The 16,181-nt window shown below is 67.3% G+C and carries 19 protein-coding genes and 2 tRNA genes; 9 read left to right on the top strand and 12 right to left on the bottom strand.

Going from position 1 to position 16,181, the window contains the following annotated elements:
• Nucleotides 1-16: 16 nt before the first annotated feature.
• Nucleotides 17-93 (top strand) — tRNA-Ile (locus tag JNB50_RS03410).
• A gap of 28 nt (nucleotides 94-121) precedes the next feature.
• A tRNA-Ala gene (locus tag JNB50_RS03405) sits at nucleotides 122-194 on the top strand.
• 33 nt (nucleotides 195-227) lie between these two features.
• On the opposite strand, the gene JNB50_RS03400 is transcribed toward JNB50_RS03405, so the two are convergent.
• A complete protein-coding gene (locus tag JNB50_RS03400; protein ID WP_208038697.1) occupies nucleotides 228-689 on the bottom strand; it encodes an Lrp/AsnC family transcriptional regulator in 462 nt (153 codons plus the stop codon).
• Nucleotides 690-782: 93 nt separating this feature from the next.
• Here JNB50_RS03400 and JNB50_RS03395 point away from each other — a divergent pair, with 93 nt between their 5' ends.
• Complete coding sequence (locus JNB50_RS03395) at nucleotides 783-1,217, top strand: rhodanese-like domain-containing protein (protein ID WP_208038696.1); 435 nt, start codon at nucleotides 783-785, stop codon at nucleotides 1,215-1,217.
• On the opposite strand, the gene JNB50_RS03390 is transcribed toward JNB50_RS03395, so the two are convergent.
• Complete coding sequence (locus JNB50_RS03390; protein ID WP_208039155.1) at nucleotides 1,218-2,081, bottom strand: Fpg/Nei family DNA glycosylase; 864 nt, start codon at nucleotides 2,079-2,081, stop codon at nucleotides 1,218-1,220.
• A 48-nt stretch (nucleotides 2,082-2,129) separates the two neighbouring features.
• On the opposite strand from JNB50_RS03390, the gene JNB50_RS03385 reads away from it, so the two are divergent.
• Entirely contained in the window at nucleotides 2,130-2,570 is a 441-nt protein-coding gene (locus tag JNB50_RS03385; protein ID WP_208038695.1) for an NUDIX hydrolase, read from the top strand.
• Nucleotides 2,571-2,592: 22 nt separating this feature from the next.
• On the opposite strand, the gene JNB50_RS03380 is transcribed toward JNB50_RS03385, so the two are convergent.
• A complete protein-coding gene (locus JNB50_RS03380; protein WP_208038694.1) occupies nucleotides 2,593-2,796 on the bottom strand; it encodes a PspC domain-containing protein in 204 nt (67 codons plus the stop codon).
• A gap of 87 nt (nucleotides 2,797-2,883) precedes the next feature.
• Complete coding sequence (locus JNB50_RS03375) at nucleotides 2,884-3,438, bottom strand: hypothetical protein (protein ID WP_208038693.1); 555 nt, start codon at nucleotides 3,436-3,438, stop codon at nucleotides 2,884-2,886.
• A 124-nt stretch (nucleotides 3,439-3,562) separates the two neighbouring features.
• Here JNB50_RS03375 and JNB50_RS03370 point away from each other — a divergent pair, with 124 nt between their 5' ends.
• On the top strand, nucleotides 3,563-4,102 hold the full coding sequence (locus JNB50_RS03370; protein ID WP_208038692.1) for a peptidylprolyl isomerase: 540 nt from the start codon (nucleotides 3,563-3,565) through the stop codon (nucleotides 4,100-4,102).
• Between the two features lie 168 nt (nucleotides 4,103-4,270).
• The gene (locus tag JNB50_RS03365; RefSeq protein ID WP_307794584.1) at nucleotides 4,271-5,008 is read left to right on the top strand and encodes a rhomboid family intramembrane serine protease; all 738 of its coding nucleotides are present in this window, start codon (nucleotides 4,271-4,273) and stop codon (nucleotides 5,006-5,008) included.
• Between the two features lie 178 nt (nucleotides 5,009-5,186).
• Here JNB50_RS03365 and JNB50_RS03360 read toward each other — a convergent pair whose 3' ends face one another.
• The gene (locus tag JNB50_RS03360; protein WP_208038690.1) at nucleotides 5,187-5,447 is read right to left on the bottom strand and encodes a cell division protein CrgA; all 261 of its coding nucleotides are present in this window, start codon (nucleotides 5,445-5,447) and stop codon (nucleotides 5,187-5,189) included.
• 108 nt (nucleotides 5,448-5,555) lie between these two features.
• Here JNB50_RS03360 and JNB50_RS03355 point away from each other — a divergent pair, with 108 nt between their 5' ends.
• Genes JNB50_RS03355 through JNB50_RS03345 form a run of 3 tightly spaced genes read left to right on the top strand, consistent with a single transcriptional unit; the run spans nucleotide 5,556 to nucleotide 7,160 of the window.
• Nucleotides 5,556-6,362: a class E sortase gene (locus JNB50_RS03355; protein WP_208038689.1), complete on the top strand. Its 807-nt coding sequence runs from the start codon at nucleotides 5,556-5,558 to the stop codon at nucleotides 6,360-6,362.
• 4 nt (nucleotides 6,363-6,366) lie between these two features.
• Nucleotides 6,367-6,525, top strand: coding sequence for a hypothetical protein (locus tag JNB50_RS03350; RefSeq protein ID WP_208038688.1), 159 nt, complete (start codon nucleotides 6,367-6,369; stop codon nucleotides 6,523-6,525).
• On the top strand, nucleotides 6,522-7,160 hold the full coding sequence (locus JNB50_RS03345) for a gamma-glutamyl-gamma-aminobutyrate hydrolase family protein (protein ID WP_208038687.1): 639 nt from the start codon (nucleotides 6,522-6,524) through the stop codon (nucleotides 7,158-7,160). The genes JNB50_RS03350 and JNB50_RS03345 overlap by 4 nt, the downstream gene beginning before the upstream one ends.
• 18 nt (nucleotides 7,161-7,178) lie before the next feature.
• Here JNB50_RS03345 and pknB read toward each other — a convergent pair whose 3' ends face one another.
• The 7 genes from pknB to JNB50_RS03310 all read right to left on the bottom strand — a co-directional run bounded on the left by pknB (nucleotide 7,179) and on the right by JNB50_RS03310 (nucleotide 16,083).
• Entirely contained in the window at nucleotides 7,179-8,873 is a 1,695-nt protein-coding gene (gene pknB / locus JNB50_RS03340; protein ID WP_208038686.1) for a Stk1 family PASTA domain-containing Ser/Thr kinase, read from the bottom strand.
• Between the two features lie 107 nt (nucleotides 8,874-8,980).
• Nucleotides 8,981-10,690, bottom strand: coding sequence for a protein kinase (locus tag JNB50_RS03335; RefSeq protein WP_208038685.1), 1,710 nt, complete (start codon nucleotides 10,688-10,690; stop codon nucleotides 8,981-8,983).
• The gene (locus JNB50_RS03330) at nucleotides 10,687-12,141 is read right to left on the bottom strand and encodes a penicillin-binding protein 2 (protein ID WP_208038684.1); all 1,455 of its coding nucleotides are present in this window, start codon (nucleotides 12,139-12,141) and stop codon (nucleotides 10,687-10,689) included. Before JNB50_RS03330 ends, JNB50_RS03335 begins: the two co-directional genes overlap by 4 nt.
• 3 nt (nucleotides 12,142-12,144) lie before the next feature.
• The gene (locus tag JNB50_RS03325; protein WP_208038683.1) at nucleotides 12,145-13,539 is read right to left on the bottom strand and encodes an FtsW/RodA/SpoVE family cell cycle protein; all 1,395 of its coding nucleotides are present in this window, start codon (nucleotides 13,537-13,539) and stop codon (nucleotides 12,145-12,147) included.
• Nucleotides 13,526-14,770: a PP2C family serine/threonine-protein phosphatase gene (locus JNB50_RS03320; RefSeq protein WP_208038682.1), complete on the bottom strand. Its 1,245-nt coding sequence runs from the start codon at nucleotides 14,768-14,770 to the stop codon at nucleotides 13,526-13,528. Before JNB50_RS03320 ends, JNB50_RS03325 begins: the two co-directional genes overlap by 14 nt.
• Before the next feature lie 3 nt (nucleotides 14,771-14,773).
• The gene (locus tag JNB50_RS03315) at nucleotides 14,774-15,373 is read right to left on the bottom strand and encodes an FHA domain-containing protein (protein WP_208038681.1); all 600 of its coding nucleotides are present in this window, start codon (nucleotides 15,371-15,373) and stop codon (nucleotides 14,774-14,776) included.
• Nucleotides 15,370-16,083 (bottom strand): DUF3662 and FHA domain-containing protein, encoded by a 714-nt coding sequence (locus JNB50_RS03310; RefSeq protein ID WP_208038680.1) that lies wholly within the window; start codon nucleotides 16,081-16,083, stop codon nucleotides 15,370-15,372. The genes JNB50_RS03315 and JNB50_RS03310 overlap by 4 nt, the downstream gene beginning before the upstream one ends.
• Nucleotides 16,084-16,181: the final 98 nt, after the last annotated feature.

Here is a 16,181-nt window from a genome sequence, read left to right as displayed (position 1 = left end):
TATCTGTTGCCCGTTCGGGGATATAGCTCAGGCGGTTAGAGCGCTTCGCTGATAACGAAGAGGTCCGAGGTTCAAGTCCTCGTATCCCCACCATTCCTTTGACTGGAGGCTTCCTCCACAGGGGGCCTTAGCTCAGTTGGTAGAGCGCCTGCTTTGCAAGCAGGATGTCAGGAGTTCGAATCTCCTAGGCTCCACAGTAATCTGAGCGGCCGGCGCAGCCGACCCGTCTAGGCCGGCGGCTCGACCGCCCTCGTCGGTACGGTGCTCGAGTACGCGATGCTGGTCGTCACGCTGCCGAGAGCTCCGATCGTCCCGCTCACCTGCTCCAGGTGGCGCATCGAGGTCGCGACGACCTTCAGGATGAAGCAGTCGTCGCCGGTCACGTGATGAGCTTCGATGACCTCGGGCGTCTGTGCCAGCAGTTCGTGCAGCGGCTCGTACCGACTGCTGGGATACCGCAGCCGCAGGAACGCGAGGATGCCGTAGCCGAGGCGCTCCGGATCGATCACCGCGCGGTAGCCGGAGATCACCCCCGCTTCTTCCAGTCGTCGAATACGTTCGGCGACTGCGCTGTTCGACATGTGCACGGTTCGAGCGAGCTCCGCGATCGACTGTCTGCCGTCGCGCTGGAGCTCACCGAGGAGGGCACGATCGACGGAATCGGCGGTGAATGGAACATTCGCGGGCATGGCGTGATTCTGGCACGATAATCGCGGACAACCGGTGAAAGTACCGCGAATCAGCTGTTCAGATCGAGAATCCACCTCCCTACTGTTGGTCACATGACCACGACGACTTCCGAGGCCGCCCGCCACTTCGCCGCCAAGCTCCGGTTCGAGACCGACCCGTCCGACGTGAGGGCGGCCCAGGAAGCCGGCGAGCGCTTCGTCCTCATCGACAGTCGAGGGGAAGCGGCCTGGCGCCAGGGACGCATCGCGGGCGCCGTGCACCTCCCCACGGCCGAGATCGCCGAGCGCGCTCTCGCGACGATCCCGCTGGACGTTCCGGTGGTCACCTACTGCTGGGGGCCCGGCTGCAACGGGTCCACCCGGGCAGCACTCGCCTTCAGCCTGCTCGGGTACGAGGTGCGCGAGATGATCGGCGGCTTCGAGTACTGGGCGCGAGAGGGCTTGCCCGTCGAGGACGACCACGGGGAGGTGGCGCGCGCGGCGGATCCGCTCACGGCGCCGGCTGACGGGGCGAGTTGCGCGTGTTGACTACTTCAACAACCGCGACAACACACGGTCCGCGAGCGGCTTGCCGCCCGTCTGGCAGGTCGGGCAATACTGCAGGGTGGAGTCGGCGAAGATGACCTGCCTGATCGTGTCGCCGCACACCGGGCACGGCTGACCTGTACGTCCGTGGACGCGCATCCCGGACTTCTTCTCGCTCTTCAGTTCGGATGCCGCGAGGCCTTCCGAACGGGCCAGTGCCTCGTGAAGCGTCCACTCGAGTGCTTCGTAGAGCCGGTCGATCTCCTCATCGCTCATCGCGGCCGGTTTGAAGGGCGACATCTTCGCGACGTGCAGGATCTCGTCCGAGTAGGCGTTGCCGATGCCGGCGATGAGGGCCTGATTGCGCAGCACGCCTTTGATCTGAGCACGGCCCTGGCCCGCCAGGATCGCCGCGAAGGCATCGCGAGTGAAACCCGGGTCGAGCGGGTCGGGTCCGAGTCGGGCGATTCCGGGGACCTCCGCCGGCTCGCGCACGATGGAGATCGCGAGGCTCTTCTTCGTGCCCGCCTCCGTGATGTCCAGGCCGCTGCCGTCGTCGAGGACGAGTCGGGCGGCGAGCGGACCTTTGGTCGGCCTTCCGGACGGCGGTGGCGGCGCGGTGTCGCGCCAGCGGATCCAGCCGGCCCTGGCCAGATGGATGACGATGTGGAGGTCGCCGGCGGCGATGTCAAGGAACTTGCCGTGGCGCGTCACGCCGGAGATCGTCGCGCCCCTGAGTGCCTCGGGCGGAGGATCGAACGTCTTCAAGGCGGAGAATGCGACGATGCTGAGTCGGTCGATGACGCGGCCGCGCAATCGCTCGCCGAGATCGGCGGCGAGGGCTGTGACTTCCGGCAGTTCGGGCACCACCCCATACTGCCGCTCTCCGCCGACAAGCGGCAGTAGGGTGTCGGAATGGACATCAGGGTCGCCGCGTACGGCGTCATCGTGGACGGGCCGCGGATCCTGCTCGCCCACTGGAACGAGAGCGGCCGCTCCGGCTGGACACTACCGGGCGGAGGAATCGAGGCCGGCGAGGACCCCCTCGACGCCGTGGTGCGTGAAATCGCGGAGGAGACCGGTTACCAAGCACGCGTAGGCGAGTTGCTCGGTATCGACTCGAAGATCGTTCCCGCGGAGGCCCGTTTCATCGCCGACGCCGGACCGCTCCACGCGCTCCGCATCGTCTACCGCGCGACCGTGACCGGGGGAAGCCTGCGCAACGAACTCGACGGCTCCACCGACGAGGCATCCTGGTTCTCGCTTGCGGCTATCCCGAACCGGCGCGTCGATCTGGTCGATGTCGCCCTGAGGATGGCGGGGCTCGGAGAGCTGGCCCGCCCGGAGCGGACCTGATGCCCACCGGACGGGCGAAGCGTCAGGCTACGCGCACGACTCCCGGCTTCTGGGCGGGGATGATGATCCACATCGCGATGTAGGCGATGAACTGCGGGCCAGGGAGCAGGCACGAGAGCAGGAAGAGCACACGGACGGTCCAGGGCTTGATGCCGAAGCGGTGGGCGAGACCGGCGCACACACCGGCGATGATTCGGCCGTCGATCGGTCGTTCGAGGTTGTTCATGCTTCCAGCCTCGCGGGCCCGTCGTCGCCGCGCTATCGGGGAAACCCCCGATTCGTCCCGGAGGCAGGCCTCCGGGAGCGCAGCGGACTACTCCGCAGGCGGCGTGGTCGGCTCTTCGTCGGCGACCCAGAGCTCGTCGTCAGCGCGGAAGGTCTGCCAGACCGCATACAGCAGGCCGGCTGCCGCGACGATCCCGAGGCCCACAGCGATGACCGTGCCGGCGCCCGGACCCGACTTCTCGGTCGCGGCCGACGCGCGCTTGGTGATCTCCTTGCGCGCCTTGGTGAACTCGCCGTTGAACGCCGCGCTCCGCGCGGCACGCGCGTGGTCGACCACCGAGAGCGCGGTACCCACCGCGGTGCCGACTGCGGGGATGACGTCGCCGACGAGACGATCGCGCGCGACGCCCGCGTAGTGCCCGGCCGACTCCTTCGCCGACTGCGCTGCAGGGCGGACATAGGACTCAAATCCGTCGCGTACCCGCGGCGCGATCTCTTCGCGGGAGTAGTACGCGGCCTGCTTACGGGCCGCTGCGGCCAGAGCGTTCGCGTTCGCGAGCACCTCCTGCTGCTGCCCCCACAGGTCCTGCGCGTCACTCCGCAGACGGTCGAGTTCCTTCTTGCGCTTCTTCGTCAGGCTCATTCTGGACCTCCATTGCGTCGGCTGGGCGAACTGACTCCATCTTGCCACCGAAAGGCCTGAGGATGGCCCGAGAGCATCGGGGCCTTCCCGAAACCCGGTATGGCGCTGTGCAAGAATTGGTGCCATGTCTAAGCACACCGCTGTCGCCACGCTCCACACTAACTACGGAGACATCAAGGTCAACCTCTTCGGCAACCACGCGCCCAAGACGGTCCGTAACTTCGTGGGCCTCGCGACCGGTGAGATCGAGTGGACGCACCCGGCCACCGGTGAGAAGACCAACACCCCGCTGTACGACGGTGTCGTGTTCCACCGCATCATCCCCGGTTTCATGATCCAGGGAGGCGACCCGCTCGGGCAGGGCATCGGCGGCCCCGGCTACCAGTTCGACGACGAGATCAACCCCGAGCTCGACTTCACCCAGCCGTACATCCTCGCGATGGCCAATGCGGGCATCCAGGGAGGCCGCGGCACGAACGGCTCGCAGTTCTTCATCACCGTCGCCCCGACCACGTGGCTGCAGGGCAAGCACACCATCTTCGGCGAGGTGGCCGACGACGCTTCGCGCAAGATCGTCGACAAGCTGGCCGACCTTCCGACCGACGCCCGTGACCGTCCTCTCGACGACGTGGTCATCGAGTCGGTCGACATCGAACAGGCCTGAGCCGGCCGGCGGCCGGACACCGGGGGAACGGGCGGAGAGCGAGTACGGATGTCTCAGCCCGTCGACGCGCCGGCGAGCGTCTGCTACCGGCATCCCGATCGCACGACCTTTGTGCGCTGTCAGCGCTGCGGAAGGGCGATCTGCGGTGACTGCCAGACTCCCGCAGCCGTGGGAGTGATCTGCCCGGAGTGCATGGCCCAGCAGCGGGCGACAGCGCCACGTACCCGATCTCCCTGGGTCTCCCGGCTGACCGGCCCTGGCGCGCCGGTCGTCACGTACGCGATCATCGGGATCTGCGTCGTCGTGTTCATCCTGCAGAACCTGCCGATCATCGGTTCGCAGGTGACGAACTCGCTGTTGTACGCGGGGATCTACTCCTACCCGAGCCACTCACTGTCGCCGCAGTTCGCGTTCGAGCCGTGGCGCATGCTCACGTCGGTCTTCCTCCACGCGAATCTCATCCACATCGCGCTCAACATGTACACGCTGTGGATCTTCGGCATGGCTCTCGAGCCTGTGCTCGGGCGCGCGCGCTTCCTGACGCTGTTCCTGATCAGCGGATTCGCCGGCTCGCTCGGCGTGCTGCTGCTCTCTCCCGCAGGCCAGCCGGTGATCGGTGCTTCCGGTGCCATCTTCGGCATGCTGGGAGCGTTCTTCATCATCCAGCGCCGGCTCGGCGGCAACGGCATGCAGATTCTCGTGCTGGTGGCCCTGAACCTCGCGATCGGCTTCTTGCCCGGCATGAACATCGCCTGGCAGGCGCACGTCGGCGGTCTCGTCGGCGGCGCCCTGGCCGGTCTCATCTACGTCGAGACGCGCAGGCCGTCGCGCCGTCGCTGGCAGACACCGCTCATCGTGTTGCTGTGCATTGTGCTCGTCGGCGCCAGCCTGCTGCACTTCGTCTGACGCTGGCCACTTCCCACAGTGCGTGGATAAGTTATCCACAGCCTTATTAACAGTGGGGATAATTACACCGGTGTAACTCTCCACAGGCTTATTAACACTGGGGAGAAGCCGACTGTCGAGGTCCAGGCAGTGGGGACAACCACTGTGGATAAGTGGATTGTCGGGGAGGGTGCGGGGGTCAGCGCCAGCGCGTGGTCATCAGGAAGCCGATGAAGGCGATCCCGAACCCGACCAGGATGTTCCACGCGCCGAGCGCGGGAATCGGGTACTGGTTCTGGCTGACGTAGAAGACGATGATCCAGATGAGCCCGAGCAGCATGAAGCCGAACATCACGGGCTTGAACCAGACGGGGTTCGGGGTGTCCTCGCCTGTTGCGGCCGAGCTGCGCTCGGTGCGGGCGGAGCGCTCGAGCTTGGTCTTGGACTTGGTGCGTGCCATAGCACACAAGTGTAGCGGGAGGGATCTGAACGTTCGTGGCGACGGAGGCATGCGGTTCCCGGGAAACACCCGGGTTCTGCGGGTGCCGGGACCGTTAGAATCTGTCATATGACCGCACCCGCCGAACCCGAGCGCCATCGCCGCTCCGGTCGGGGGGCGGCCCGCAGACCGCAACGCAAGCGGGGGCCCGTCGAGACGACGATCGGCGTCATCGGGGAGCTTCTGATCACGGCCGGCATCCTCGTCGGACTGTTCCTCGGTTGGCAGGTCTGGTGGAACAACCTCGTGCTGTCCGGTCAACAGACGTCGGCAGCTCAGGAGCAGAGCAAGAAGTGGATCGACGAGGCCACGACGACGCCGAGGCCCACGCCGACCGACTCCACGAAACCCGTCGAAGTCGACCCGCCGGTGATGGCGCAGCCGGCCGACTACGAACCGTTCGCGGTTCTCTACATCCCGCGCCTCGGCCCGGACTGGAAGCGCACGATCCGCCAGACTGTTGACGTCGCGAAGGTTCTCAACAGCTACACCGCGGGCGTCGGTCACTATCCCGACACCCAGATGCCGGGCGAGGTGGGCAACTTCGCCGTCGCCGGCCATGACTCCGGTTGGGGCAACACCTTCATCGATCTGTCCAAGCTGCGGGTGGGCGACCGCATCTACGTGCAGACGAAGGACGGCTGGTACACCTATGTGTTCCGCAACTTCGAGTACGTGCAGCCCACGCAGGTTCAGGTGATCGCAGCGGTGCCACGACATCCCGATGTGCAGCCGATCGACCGGCTGATGACCATCACCACGTGCAATCCGCCCTTCCATGCCGGTGAGCGGCTGATCGCATACAACGTGTTCCAAGGGTTCTCGCCGACGCAAGACGTCCCCGACGAGATCCGCGCCGCGGTGACGGGAGGCTGACGACATGTACGGAGCGCTGTGGCGCATTCTCCCCGGGCCGGTGTGGGTGCGGATCCTGATCCTGCTCGTGCTCGCCGTCGTCGTGCTGTGGGCTCTGGTGACGTGGGTCTTCCCCTGGGTGGATTCGCTCTTGGGTCCACAGGAAGGTACCGTGGGCCCGTGACCCGCGTACTCGTCATCGACAACTACGACAGCTTCGTCTACACGCTCAACGGCTACCTCCGCGAGCTCGGTGCCGAGACGGAGGTCGTGCGCAACGACGACATCGCGGTCGACGACCTCGCCGACCGGATCGCCGACTTCGACGCGGTGCTGGTCTCGCCTGGCCCGGGCAAGCCCGCGGACGCGGGAGTGTCCGTCCCGGTGGTGGAGCTGGCGCTCGCCACGCGCACCCCGCTCCTCGGCGTCTGCCTCGGTCACCAGGCCATCGCCGAGGCGTTCGGAGGCGTCGTCACGAACGCCGAGGAGCTGATGCACGGCAAGACCTCGCAGGTCGAACACGACGACAGCATCCTCTTCGACGGCGTTCCTCAGCCGTTCACGGCCACCCGGTACCACTCGCTCGCCGTGGTGGACGGAACACTGCCCGATGAACTCATCGTCACCGCGCGTACGGCCGGCGGCGTCATCATGGCGCTGCAGCACCGCGAGGCACCGATCTACGGGGTGCAGTTCCACCCCGAGTCGGTCCTGACGGAGGGCGGTTACCGGATGCTGGGCAACTGGCTCGAAGACGCCGGGCTCGCGGGCGCGGCCGAGGCCTCCCGTTCGCTGAATCCGCTCGTCAAGCTGGGCTGACCAGGGCGACGCTCCGTACTAACCGGAGCAGTAGGTGAGGCCGACGGTGCTGCCTTGGGGCACGTCCCCGGGCGCGACCGACTGGGTGTGCACCAGCGGTGTGCCCGAATTCTGCGGGCACGTGGAGTCCGCTTTGGGATCAGCCGTGAGGCCGAGTTGCGAGAGCAGCGCCGTGGCGGCGGTGAGCGACTGGCCGGTCAGGTCGGTCAGCGTGACCTTGCCGCTCGAGATGGTGATCGCGATCGCGTCGCCCTCGTGCGCGGTACCGCCCGCTGCCGGGTTCGTCTGGATGACCACATTGGCCGGAACGGTCGCAGAGTTCTCCGTGGTCACCGGCCCGAGTGTCAGCCCGGCCGCCTGGAGTGCCTGTTTGGCGGCGTCCTGCGTCATATTGGTGACGTCGGGGACGGAGACCGCCTTCTTGCCCGTCGAGACGTAGATGTTGATCGTGTCGCCGGTCGCGACGACGATTCCTGCGGCGGGGTCGGTGCGTGTCACCTGGCCGGCGGGGTAGGTCGAGCTCTCCTCGCTCGTCTGCGTCCACTTGAGGTGGAGGTCTTCCAACTGCTTCGTGGCCTTGTCGAGCGTCTGGCCGGACAGGTTGGGGACCTCCCGCGACGTTTCGGGCATGGTCGTGTTCGGCGACAGCCGCAGGACCCACGCGAGCACGGCGACGATGACCACCGCCATCACGGCGATTCCGGCCCAGATCCAGATGACGGGTGGGCGCCGCTGCGTGCGGACCAGGGTCTGGTCCTCCGCCAACTGACGGAACGCGGCCTCGGGACCGGAGACGGAGCTCGGCGGTGCACCGAAGAGCGTCTCGGCGAACTCGTCCTGCTTCTTGTGGACGGGGACGCGTCCCGCGGCAGCCTCATCGAGATCGTGGCGGAAGTCGGCGACCGTCTGGTAACGCTCGAAGCGGTCCTTCGCGAGAGCGTGAGCGACGACCACGTCCAGGGCCGGGGAGACCTTGGGGTTGATCGTGCTCGGAGCGACGGGGGTCTCGCTCACATGCTGGTACGCGACCGCGACCGGGGTGTCGCCACGGAACGGCGGCCGGCCGGTGAGCATCTCGAACAGCACGACGCCCGTCGAGTACAGGTCGGTGCGAGCGTCGACCGTCTCACCCTTGGCCTGCTCGGGCGAGAAGTAGCTGGCGGTGCCGAGCACGGCCGTGGTCTGCGCGACCGTCGCCGACGAGTCGCTGATGGCGCGGGCGATGCCGAAATCCATCACCTTGACCTGGCCGGTCGTCGTGATCATGACGTTGCCCGGCTTGATGTCGCGGTGCACGACACCGGCACGGTGAGAGTACTCGAGTGCAGTGAGGATGCCCTCGGTGATGCGAACGGCCTCGGGGACCTCGAGCGGTCCCCGCTTGATGAGGTCCTTCAGGAGGACGCCGTCGACATACTCCATCACGATGAAGGGCAGCTGCGCTTCGTGACCGTTCGGCTCGCGGACGGTCTCCTCGCCGGCATCGAAGACACGCACGATCGTCGGGTGCGTCATCCGCGCGGCGGCCTGGGCCTCCTGGCGGAAGCGCGTGCGGAAGGCGGGGTCGGTCGCGAGCGACGGCTTGAGCAGCTTGATGGCGACGGTTCGCCCGAGCCTCGTGTCGACACCGCGATGCACGTCGGACATGCCGCCGCGGCCAATGAGTTCGCCCACCTGATATCGACCTGCGAGCAGGCGGCTATCTGGGCTCAAGACGACTCCTTCTCGGGTGACGGGCTCCGGATAGTGTAGCGGGCCGACTCTGGATGTCTCCCCCGTGCAGGGGACGGGGACTCACCGGCCGCGTCGTGCGGCGTTGCTCACGGGCTCGGCGTGGAGGTCGACCCGCCGGCGGCCACGACCGTGTACGGAACCGTCGGCGATGGGTCAGACGGGACCGAGTCGCCCTGGTTGCAGAAGATCCGGTAGCTCAGGCTGTACGAGCCGGCTGCCGTCGGTGTCCAGGTGAACTTGGTGTCATTGATCGGTGTCTGCTGCTGACCATTCACCAGGAGGGCCCGACCGGTGAGGTTCTGCCCAGCGGGGCACGTCGCGGACCCGAACGACACCGTGATCTGGGAGTTGGCTGCTCCATGGCCTGAAGCCGGGTTGGCCGACACCGTGTCGGAGGGCGTCGGGATCGGAGTCACCGGTCCGTAGACCTTGACGGTGACCGTCGAGCCCTTCTGAACCGGGCCGGTCGGGTTGACCGAGTAGACGGTGTTGACTTCGCCGGCGGTCGATGCGGCCGAGCCGGTCTGCACGTCGGCCACCATCCCCGCGGCCTGCAGCTTCTGACGGGCCTGATCCGCCGTGAGGCCGAGGTAGTCGCCCTCCGAGATCTGGACCGTCGTGCTGGTCTCGGTCGGCGTCGGCGTGGGCGTCGGCGAATTCGGTGTGTGCGCTGCCGTGACCGTCGTCGTCGGCTCCGGCGACTTGGGCTGAGCGAGCAGCGCGATGATCGTGCCGATGAGCACGAGCGCGAGGAGGGCGATGAGCGCGATCAACGGCCACGTCCACGGGCTGCGCTTCTTCTCCTCGACGGGCTCCTCGGTCGTCTCCTCCTCGACGGCCTGGCCCGCGGCCGCAGCCGGCAGCACTGTGGTGGCCTGGGTCGGCGCGGCATTCGGCGATGTCATCAGCACGGTCGCCGCATCGGTCGCCGCTGCGGCCCCGAGCACGGCGGGGACGGAGGCGGCCGCTGCGCGGATGTCGCCGCGACGCAGTGCCTGCGCGGCACGGGCCAGGTGCGCTGCCGATGCCGGTCGGTCGGCCGGGTTCTTCGCGATGCACGCGAAGACCAGGTTGCGGACGGGCTCCGCGACGGTCGCCGGCAGCTCCGGCGGAGCCTCGTTGATCTGCGCCATCGCGATGGCGACCTGCGACTCGCCGGTGAAGGGTCGGCGGCCGGCCAGGCACTCGTAGGCGACGATGCCGAGCGAGTAGATGTCGGTGGTCGGGGACGCGGGGTGTCCCGACGCCTGCTCGGGCGACAGGTACTGAACGGTGCCCATGACCTGGCCCGTGGCGGTGAGCGGGACCTGGTCGGCGATGCGGGCGATTCCGAAGTCGGTGATCTTGACGCGGCCGTCGGGCGTGATCAGCAGGTTGCCCGGCTTGATGTCGCGGTGGACCAGGCCGGCGGCGTGGGCGGCGTGCAGCGCGGCGGCGGTCTGGGCGACGATGTCGAGGGTGCGGTCGGTGCTGAGGACGTGCTCGCGCTCGAGGATGGTGGAGAGCGCCTCCCCCGGCACGAGCTCCATCACGAGGTAGGCGCTGCCCTCCTCCTCGCCGTAGTCGTAGACGTTCGCGATGCCTTCGTGGTTGACGAGTGCGGCGTGGCGGGCCTCCGCGCGGAAGCGCTCGAGGAATCCGGGATCGCCGAGGTACTCGTCCTTGAGGATCTTGATCGCGACGGTACGGCCGATGACGAGATCCGTCGCCTGCCAGACCTCGCCCATGCCGCCGATCGCGATGCGCGACTGCAGCTCGTAACGTCCTCCGAAGGTGAGCCCTGCTGTGGGTCTCATTTATTCAGCACCGCCTCTAGTACTTTTTTCGCAATCGGGGCGGCGATGGAGTTACCCGTGCCGCTCTGACCGCGTCCACCGCCATTTTCAACGACAACCGCTACAGCGAACTGAGGATCGTTGGCCGGCGCGAACCCGGTGAACCACAGCGTGTACGGGTCGTTGTCCCCGTTCTGCGCCGTCCCCGTCTTACCGCCGACCTGAACCCCGTCTATTCTTGCATTGCTCGCCACGCCGTGATCGACGCCGTCGACCATCATCTGCTTGATGGTGTCGGCGTTCTCCTGGCTCATCGGCTGGGAGAACTGCGTGGGTGTGAAGCTCTCGATGGTCTGCAGGTCGGACGACCGGATCGCGTCGACCAGGTTCGGCGTCATGAGCTTGCCGCCGTTGGCGACGGCCGCCGACACCATGGCCATCTGCAGGGGTGTCGCACGGTCGTCCTTCTGTCCGAACGATCCCAGCGCCCGTTCCGCGGCGTCGGTGTAGAGCGGGTAGACGCTCTTCTCGACGGGGATCGGGATCTTGAACGACTGGTTGAAGCCGAACTTGTCCGCCTGGTCTTTGATCACCTGCGGCTTGAGCTGCATCCCGAGCTCGGCGAACGGGATGTTGCAGGAGAGGATCTGAGCGGTCGCGATCGAGACCGTCTCGCCGGGGCCGCAGGTGGTGAGCGAGTCGTTCTTCACGATGGTCGGCGAACCGGGGAGCGGGAGCGACGCCGGGTTCGGGAGCTGGCTGTCCTTCGTGTACTCGCCGGTTCCGAAGGCCGAAGCGCTCATCACCGGCTTGAAGGTCGATCCAGGCGGGTTGAGATTGCCGCCGATGGTGCGGTTGATGAGGGGGTCACCCGCCGTGTCGAGCAGCTGCTGATATGTCGTGTTGACTGCCGCCGTGTCGTGGGACGCCAGAACGTTCGGGTCGTACGTGGGCTTGGATACCATTGCGAGGATCCGGCCGGTCTTGGGCTCGAGGAGCACGACCGCGCCCTGGTAGTTGCCGAGCGCATCCCACGCCGCTTGCTGCGCTTTCTGATCGATCGTCGTCTCCACGCTGGCGCCCTGAGGGTTCTTGCCGGTGAGGATCGAATTGATGCGGTCGAAGAACTGCGAGTTGGACGTTCCGGCGAGCTTGTCGTCGAGCGCGCCCTCCAGGCCCGTCGCCTCGCCGTTGATCGGATAGAAGCCGGTGACGGCGGAGTACAGCGGACCGTTGCTGTACACGCGCTGCCATTTGTAGACGTCGCTCGATGGCACGGACTGGGCGATCGGCTGTCCGCCCACCAGGATCGCGCCCCGCTGGGCGGCGTACCCGTCGTTGCGGGCACGGGTGTTGCGCGAGTCCGCGGCCAGGTTGTCCGCCTGCACGACCTGCAGGATCGACGTCGACACCAGCAGGGCGAGGAACATGGCGAGCACGATCGTGCTCACCCTCTTGATCTCGCGGTTCATCGCTCAGCTCACCACCAGACGGGGTTGATTGCGGACGGTGTCGGAGAGGCGCAGGAGGAGCGCGACGATGATCCAGTTGGCCACCAGCGACGAACCGCCGGCCGCGAGGAACGGGGTCGTGAGCCCCGTGAGCGGGATGACGCGGGTGACGCCTCCGATGACGATGAAACACTGGAGCGCGAGCGTGAAGGAGAGGCCGACCGCGAGCAGCTTTCCGAAGTCGTCCTGTCCGGCGAAGCCGATCCGCAGACCGCGCGCCACGAAGATGAGGTACAGCGCGAAGATCGCGAACAGGCCGGCCAGCCCGAGCTCTTCACCGAGGCTGGCGATGATGTAGTCGCTCTGCGAGACCGGGGTGACCCACGGCTGGCCCTGCCCGAGCCCGGTTCCGATCAGCCCTCCGTGCGCCAACCCGAAGAGACCCTGCACCAGTTGGAAGCTCCCGCCCTGTTCGTCGTAGACCTTCTGTGCGAACGGGTCGAGCCAGTTCACGAAGCGGTCGTTGACGTAGGTGAGAAGCTGGCTGGCGACGATGGCCCCTCCGACGATCAGCAGGAGACCGAGGATGACCCAGCTGATCCGCGCCGTCGCGACGTAGACCATGACCAGGAACAGCCCGAAGATGAGGAGGCCGGTGCCCAGGTCGTGCTGGAAGACGATGACGGCCATCGACATCAGCCAGACGATCAGCAGCGGCCCGAGGTCGCGGGCCCGCGGGAAGCGGATGCCGAGGAACTTCTTGCCCACCATCGAGAGCGAGTCCCGCGCCTGCACGAGGTAGCCGGCGAAGAAGACCGCGAGGCAGAGCTTGGCGATCTCGCCGGGTTGGAAGCTGAACGGCCCGATGCCGATCCACACGCGCGCACCGTAGATCTCGCGGCCGATGCCGGGGAGCATCGGAAGCAGCAGCAGCACGAGCGCGGCCAGTCCGAAGAGATAGGTGTAGCGCTGGAGCACGCGGTGATTCCGGAGGATCATCACGACGGCGATGGCGCACGCGATCGCCACAGCGGCCCAGACGATCTGCTTGACGCCGGCGCTGTCCCAGCCCGAGTCCTTGAAGTGGATGTCGATCCGGTAGATCTCCGCGATGCCGATGCCGGTGAGCACGGTGGCGATCGGCAGCAGGAACGGGTCGGCCTGGGGCGCGACGAACCGGAGAGCGATATGCATGCCGATGACGAGGACGGACAGGCCGGCGCCGAGGTAGACCAGCGTCAGGTCGACGTGCCCGAGCGCCCCGAGCTGCACAAGGACGACCGCTGCCGCGTTGATCCCGCACGCGATGAGCAGCAGCAGCAGTTCGAGGTTGCGCAGCTTCGCGGGCAGGCGCAACCGCTTGACCGGGCCGGTGGCCGGCCTGGCCTGCTTGCGTTCCCTCACCTCACTTGGCGGCATCGGTCAACTGGTCCACGATCGCTCTGGCGGCCGCCAGGTCGTCTGCGTTGATGGTCTGCTGCACGAGCTGTTTGTCGTACTGCGGGAGGCTCTTGACCGGCACGTCGCTCTCTTCGTAGACATGGGAGAGCACGATCGGTCCGAGGTTCTGCTGCACGCCCTGGTAGATCGCGACTTTGCCCGCGGGGGAGGCGCCGACGAAGAAGCGCGACTGGGTCCACTGGTAGCCGAAGAGCACGGCGAGGACGATCGCGATGACCAGCACCGCCAGCCCGACCATCCAGGTGAGGCGCCGACGCCGCGCCCGGCGTTCGTCCTCTTCGATCAGCTCGTCGAGGTAGTCGTCCGACTCCGGCTCGAAGTGGGTCGGCCCGGTCGCCGGTCGCACGGGGTGGAGGCGCAGGGTGGGGAGGCGGGCTGCGCGGGTGGTGGGCTTCGGCTCTCCGAACTGGAGCGGCGCGGAGGCCGACCCCACCGTCACCGGGTCTTTGACGACGTCGCCGCGGCTCACGTCGCCGATGTCGAGGATCACCACGGTGACGTTGTCGGGTGCGCCGGCGTCGAGGCTCTGCTTGACCAGCCGGTCGGCGACCTGCTTGGGCGCGTCCTTGGACGCGAGGGCGGCGAGGAGATCGTCGTGCTTGACGACGCCGCTGAGGCCGTCGGAGCAGATCAGCCAGCGGTCGCCCGGCCGGGTGGCGAGGATGAGGGTGTCGATCTCGGGGGAGGCGTCGACATCGCCGAGCACGCGCATGAGCACGGAACGGCGGGGGTGGACCATCGCCTCCTCCTCCGTGATCCTGCCGCTGTCCACCAGCCGCTGGACGAACGTGTGGTCGACGGAGACCTGGCTGAGCTCGCCCTCGCGGAAGAGGTAGATGCGGGAGTCGCCGATGTGCGCGATCGCGACCTCGTCGCCCACGCGCAGCAGGGCGCTGACCGTGGTGCCCATGCCCGTGAGCTCCGGATGCTCGAAGACCGTCTCGGCGAGCAGCGAATTCGCCGCGATCAGGGCGGACTGCAGAGCGAACTCGGCCTCGGAGGCCGTCTCGTAGTCGCCGTCCGCCTCGCGGATGCGGTTGACGGCGATGGCGCTGGCGACGTCTCCGCCGGCGTGGCCGCCCATGCCGTCGGCAACCACGAACAGCTCACGCCCGGCATAGCCGGAGTCCTGGTTGTTCGAGCGGATCTTCCCGGTGTGGGAGACCGCGGCTGCCCGGTTCGCTGCCACCGGTTACCGTCGCAGCTCGAATGTGGTCGTCCCGATCTTGATCGGGGTGTCGAGCGGTACCTGGGTGGGGACGGTGACGCGCCGACCGTCGAGGAACGTCCCGTTGGTGGAATCGAGGTCTTGGATCATCCACTCGTCGTTCCAGAGCAGGAGGCGCGCGTGGTGGGTGGACGTGTAGTCGTCGCGGATGACGAGGCCGGATTCGCTCGAGCGTCCGATGGTGATGGGGTCACGCCCGAGTGCGAGCTCGGTGCCCGAGCGCGGCCCCGACGTGATGACGAGCCGATGCGCCGTCTGGAGGCTGGCGTTCGTGCCGCCGCTCGCCGTGTTCGCGCCGGCGGGGAGGCTGGACACCGGGGCGTGCTTCATGACCGGTTCGGTCGGCCCTGCGACGCCGGCGGGCGCCCCGGCGGGGACAGGAGCGGGTGCCGCCGCGGGGAACGGCGACGGCGGCGCCTGCGCTGCCTGCGACTCGGGGAGCTTGCGGACGCGCTGGCCGAACAGGTCGGTGCGGAGCGCGTACACGATGCCGAAGACGAAGAGCCAGAGGAGCAGGAGGAACCCAAACCGCAGCACAAGGAGCGTGAGCTCGCTCGGGTTCACGAGGTGCTCCAGAAATTGTCGCCCTGCGTAGAGCGCGGGGACGGCGCAGCCTGGGGGAGCACCCGGAACACGATACGGGTGCGGCCGATGGTCACGACGGAGTCGGGTTCGAGGATCGCCTTCTTCACCGGCTGCCCGTCCAGCTTGGAGCCGTTCGTGGAGCCCAGGTCCTCGACCTGTGCGCGGTGGCCGTCCCAAGTGATCATGACGTGCCGGCGGGAGATACCGGTGTCGTCGACGGTGATGTCGGCGTCGCTGCCCCGACCGACGACCGTACGTCCGCCGGTGAGCGGGTAGTGGCGTCCGTCGATGTCGAGCACGGGAGTCCAGGCGACATCGCCCTTCACGTTCTCGGAGTCGATCTGCAGCATCCCGACGCTGACGTCTTCGTCCTCCACCAGCTCGATGGAGAGGCCGCCGGCGAACTGGTAATGCTGGCTGGTCGCGTGCTTCTGCGCGAACGAGACGAGCTCGTCGGTGAGCGCGGCCCCCATGGAACGCATGCGCTTGTAGTCGGCGGTCGACATGCGCAGGACGAAGCGATTGGGGGCGAGAACCCGGTCGCGAGCGACCACAGCCGCCCGCGTGTCCATCTCTTTGCGGATGGCGCTGGTGAGCTCGACAGGCTGAAGCCCAGACCGGAAGGTCTTCGCGAACGCGCCATTGACCGCGCGCTCGAGCCCCCGCTCGAAGTTGTCCAGAATGCCCACTAGTCTCCCGCTCCCGGCTTGCCAGCTACATGCATGTTAGTCGGAACGTCCTGGAAGACACCCCCGGGCGGCTGGCCAGGTGGTGAAGATCAGGGATG

It is taken from the genome of Leifsonia sp. TF02-11 (assembly GCF_017565305.1).
In the GTDB taxonomy this organism is placed as follows: Bacteria; Actinomycetota; Actinomycetes; order Actinomycetales; family Microbacteriaceae; genus Leifsonia.
The sequence above is the reverse complement of the archived record's forward strand: the minus strand, read 5'-3'. Positions and strand labels throughout refer to the sequence as shown.

Coding starts and splice junctions, on each gene's coding strand:
- JNB50_RS03400 (WP_208038697.1), bottom strand. CDS start 689: ATGCCCGCGAATGTTCCATTCACCGCCGATTCCGTCGATCGTGCCCTC.
- JNB50_RS03395 (WP_208038696.1), top strand. CDS start 783: ATGACCACGACGACTTCCGAGGCCGCCCGCCACTTCGCCGCCAAGCTC.
- JNB50_RS03385 (WP_208038695.1), top strand. CDS start 2,130: ATGGACATCAGGGTCGCCGCGTACGGCGTCATCGTGGACGGGCCGCGG.
- JNB50_RS03380 (WP_208038694.1), bottom strand. CDS start 2,796: ATGAACAACCTCGAACGACCGATCGACGGCCGAATCATCGCCGGTGTG.
- JNB50_RS03375 (WP_208038693.1), bottom strand. CDS start 3,438: ATGAGCCTGACGAAGAAGCGCAAGAAGGAACTCGACCGTCTGCGGAGT.
- JNB50_RS03370 (WP_208038692.1), top strand. CDS start 3,563: ATGTCTAAGCACACCGCTGTCGCCACGCTCCACACTAACTACGGAGAC.
- JNB50_RS03360 (WP_208038690.1), bottom strand. CDS start 5,447: ATGGCACGCACCAAGTCCAAGACCAAGCTCGAGCGCTCCGCCCGCACC.
- JNB50_RS03355 (WP_208038689.1), top strand. CDS start 5,556: ATGACCGCACCCGCCGAACCCGAGCGCCATCGCCGCTCCGGTCGGGGG.
- JNB50_RS03350 (WP_208038688.1), top strand. CDS start 6,367: ATGTACGGAGCGCTGTGGCGCATTCTCCCCGGGCCGGTGTGGGTGCGG.
- JNB50_RS03335 (WP_208038685.1), bottom strand. CDS start 10,690: ATGAGACCCACAGCAGGGCTCACCTTCGGAGGACGTTACGAGCTGCAG.
- JNB50_RS03330 (WP_208038684.1), bottom strand. CDS start 12,141: ATGAACCGCGAGATCAAGAGGGTGAGCACGATCGTGCTCGCCATGTTC.
- JNB50_RS03325 (WP_208038683.1), bottom strand. CDS start 13,539: ATGCCGCCAAGTGAGGTGAGGGAACGCAAGCAGGCCAGGCCGGCCACC.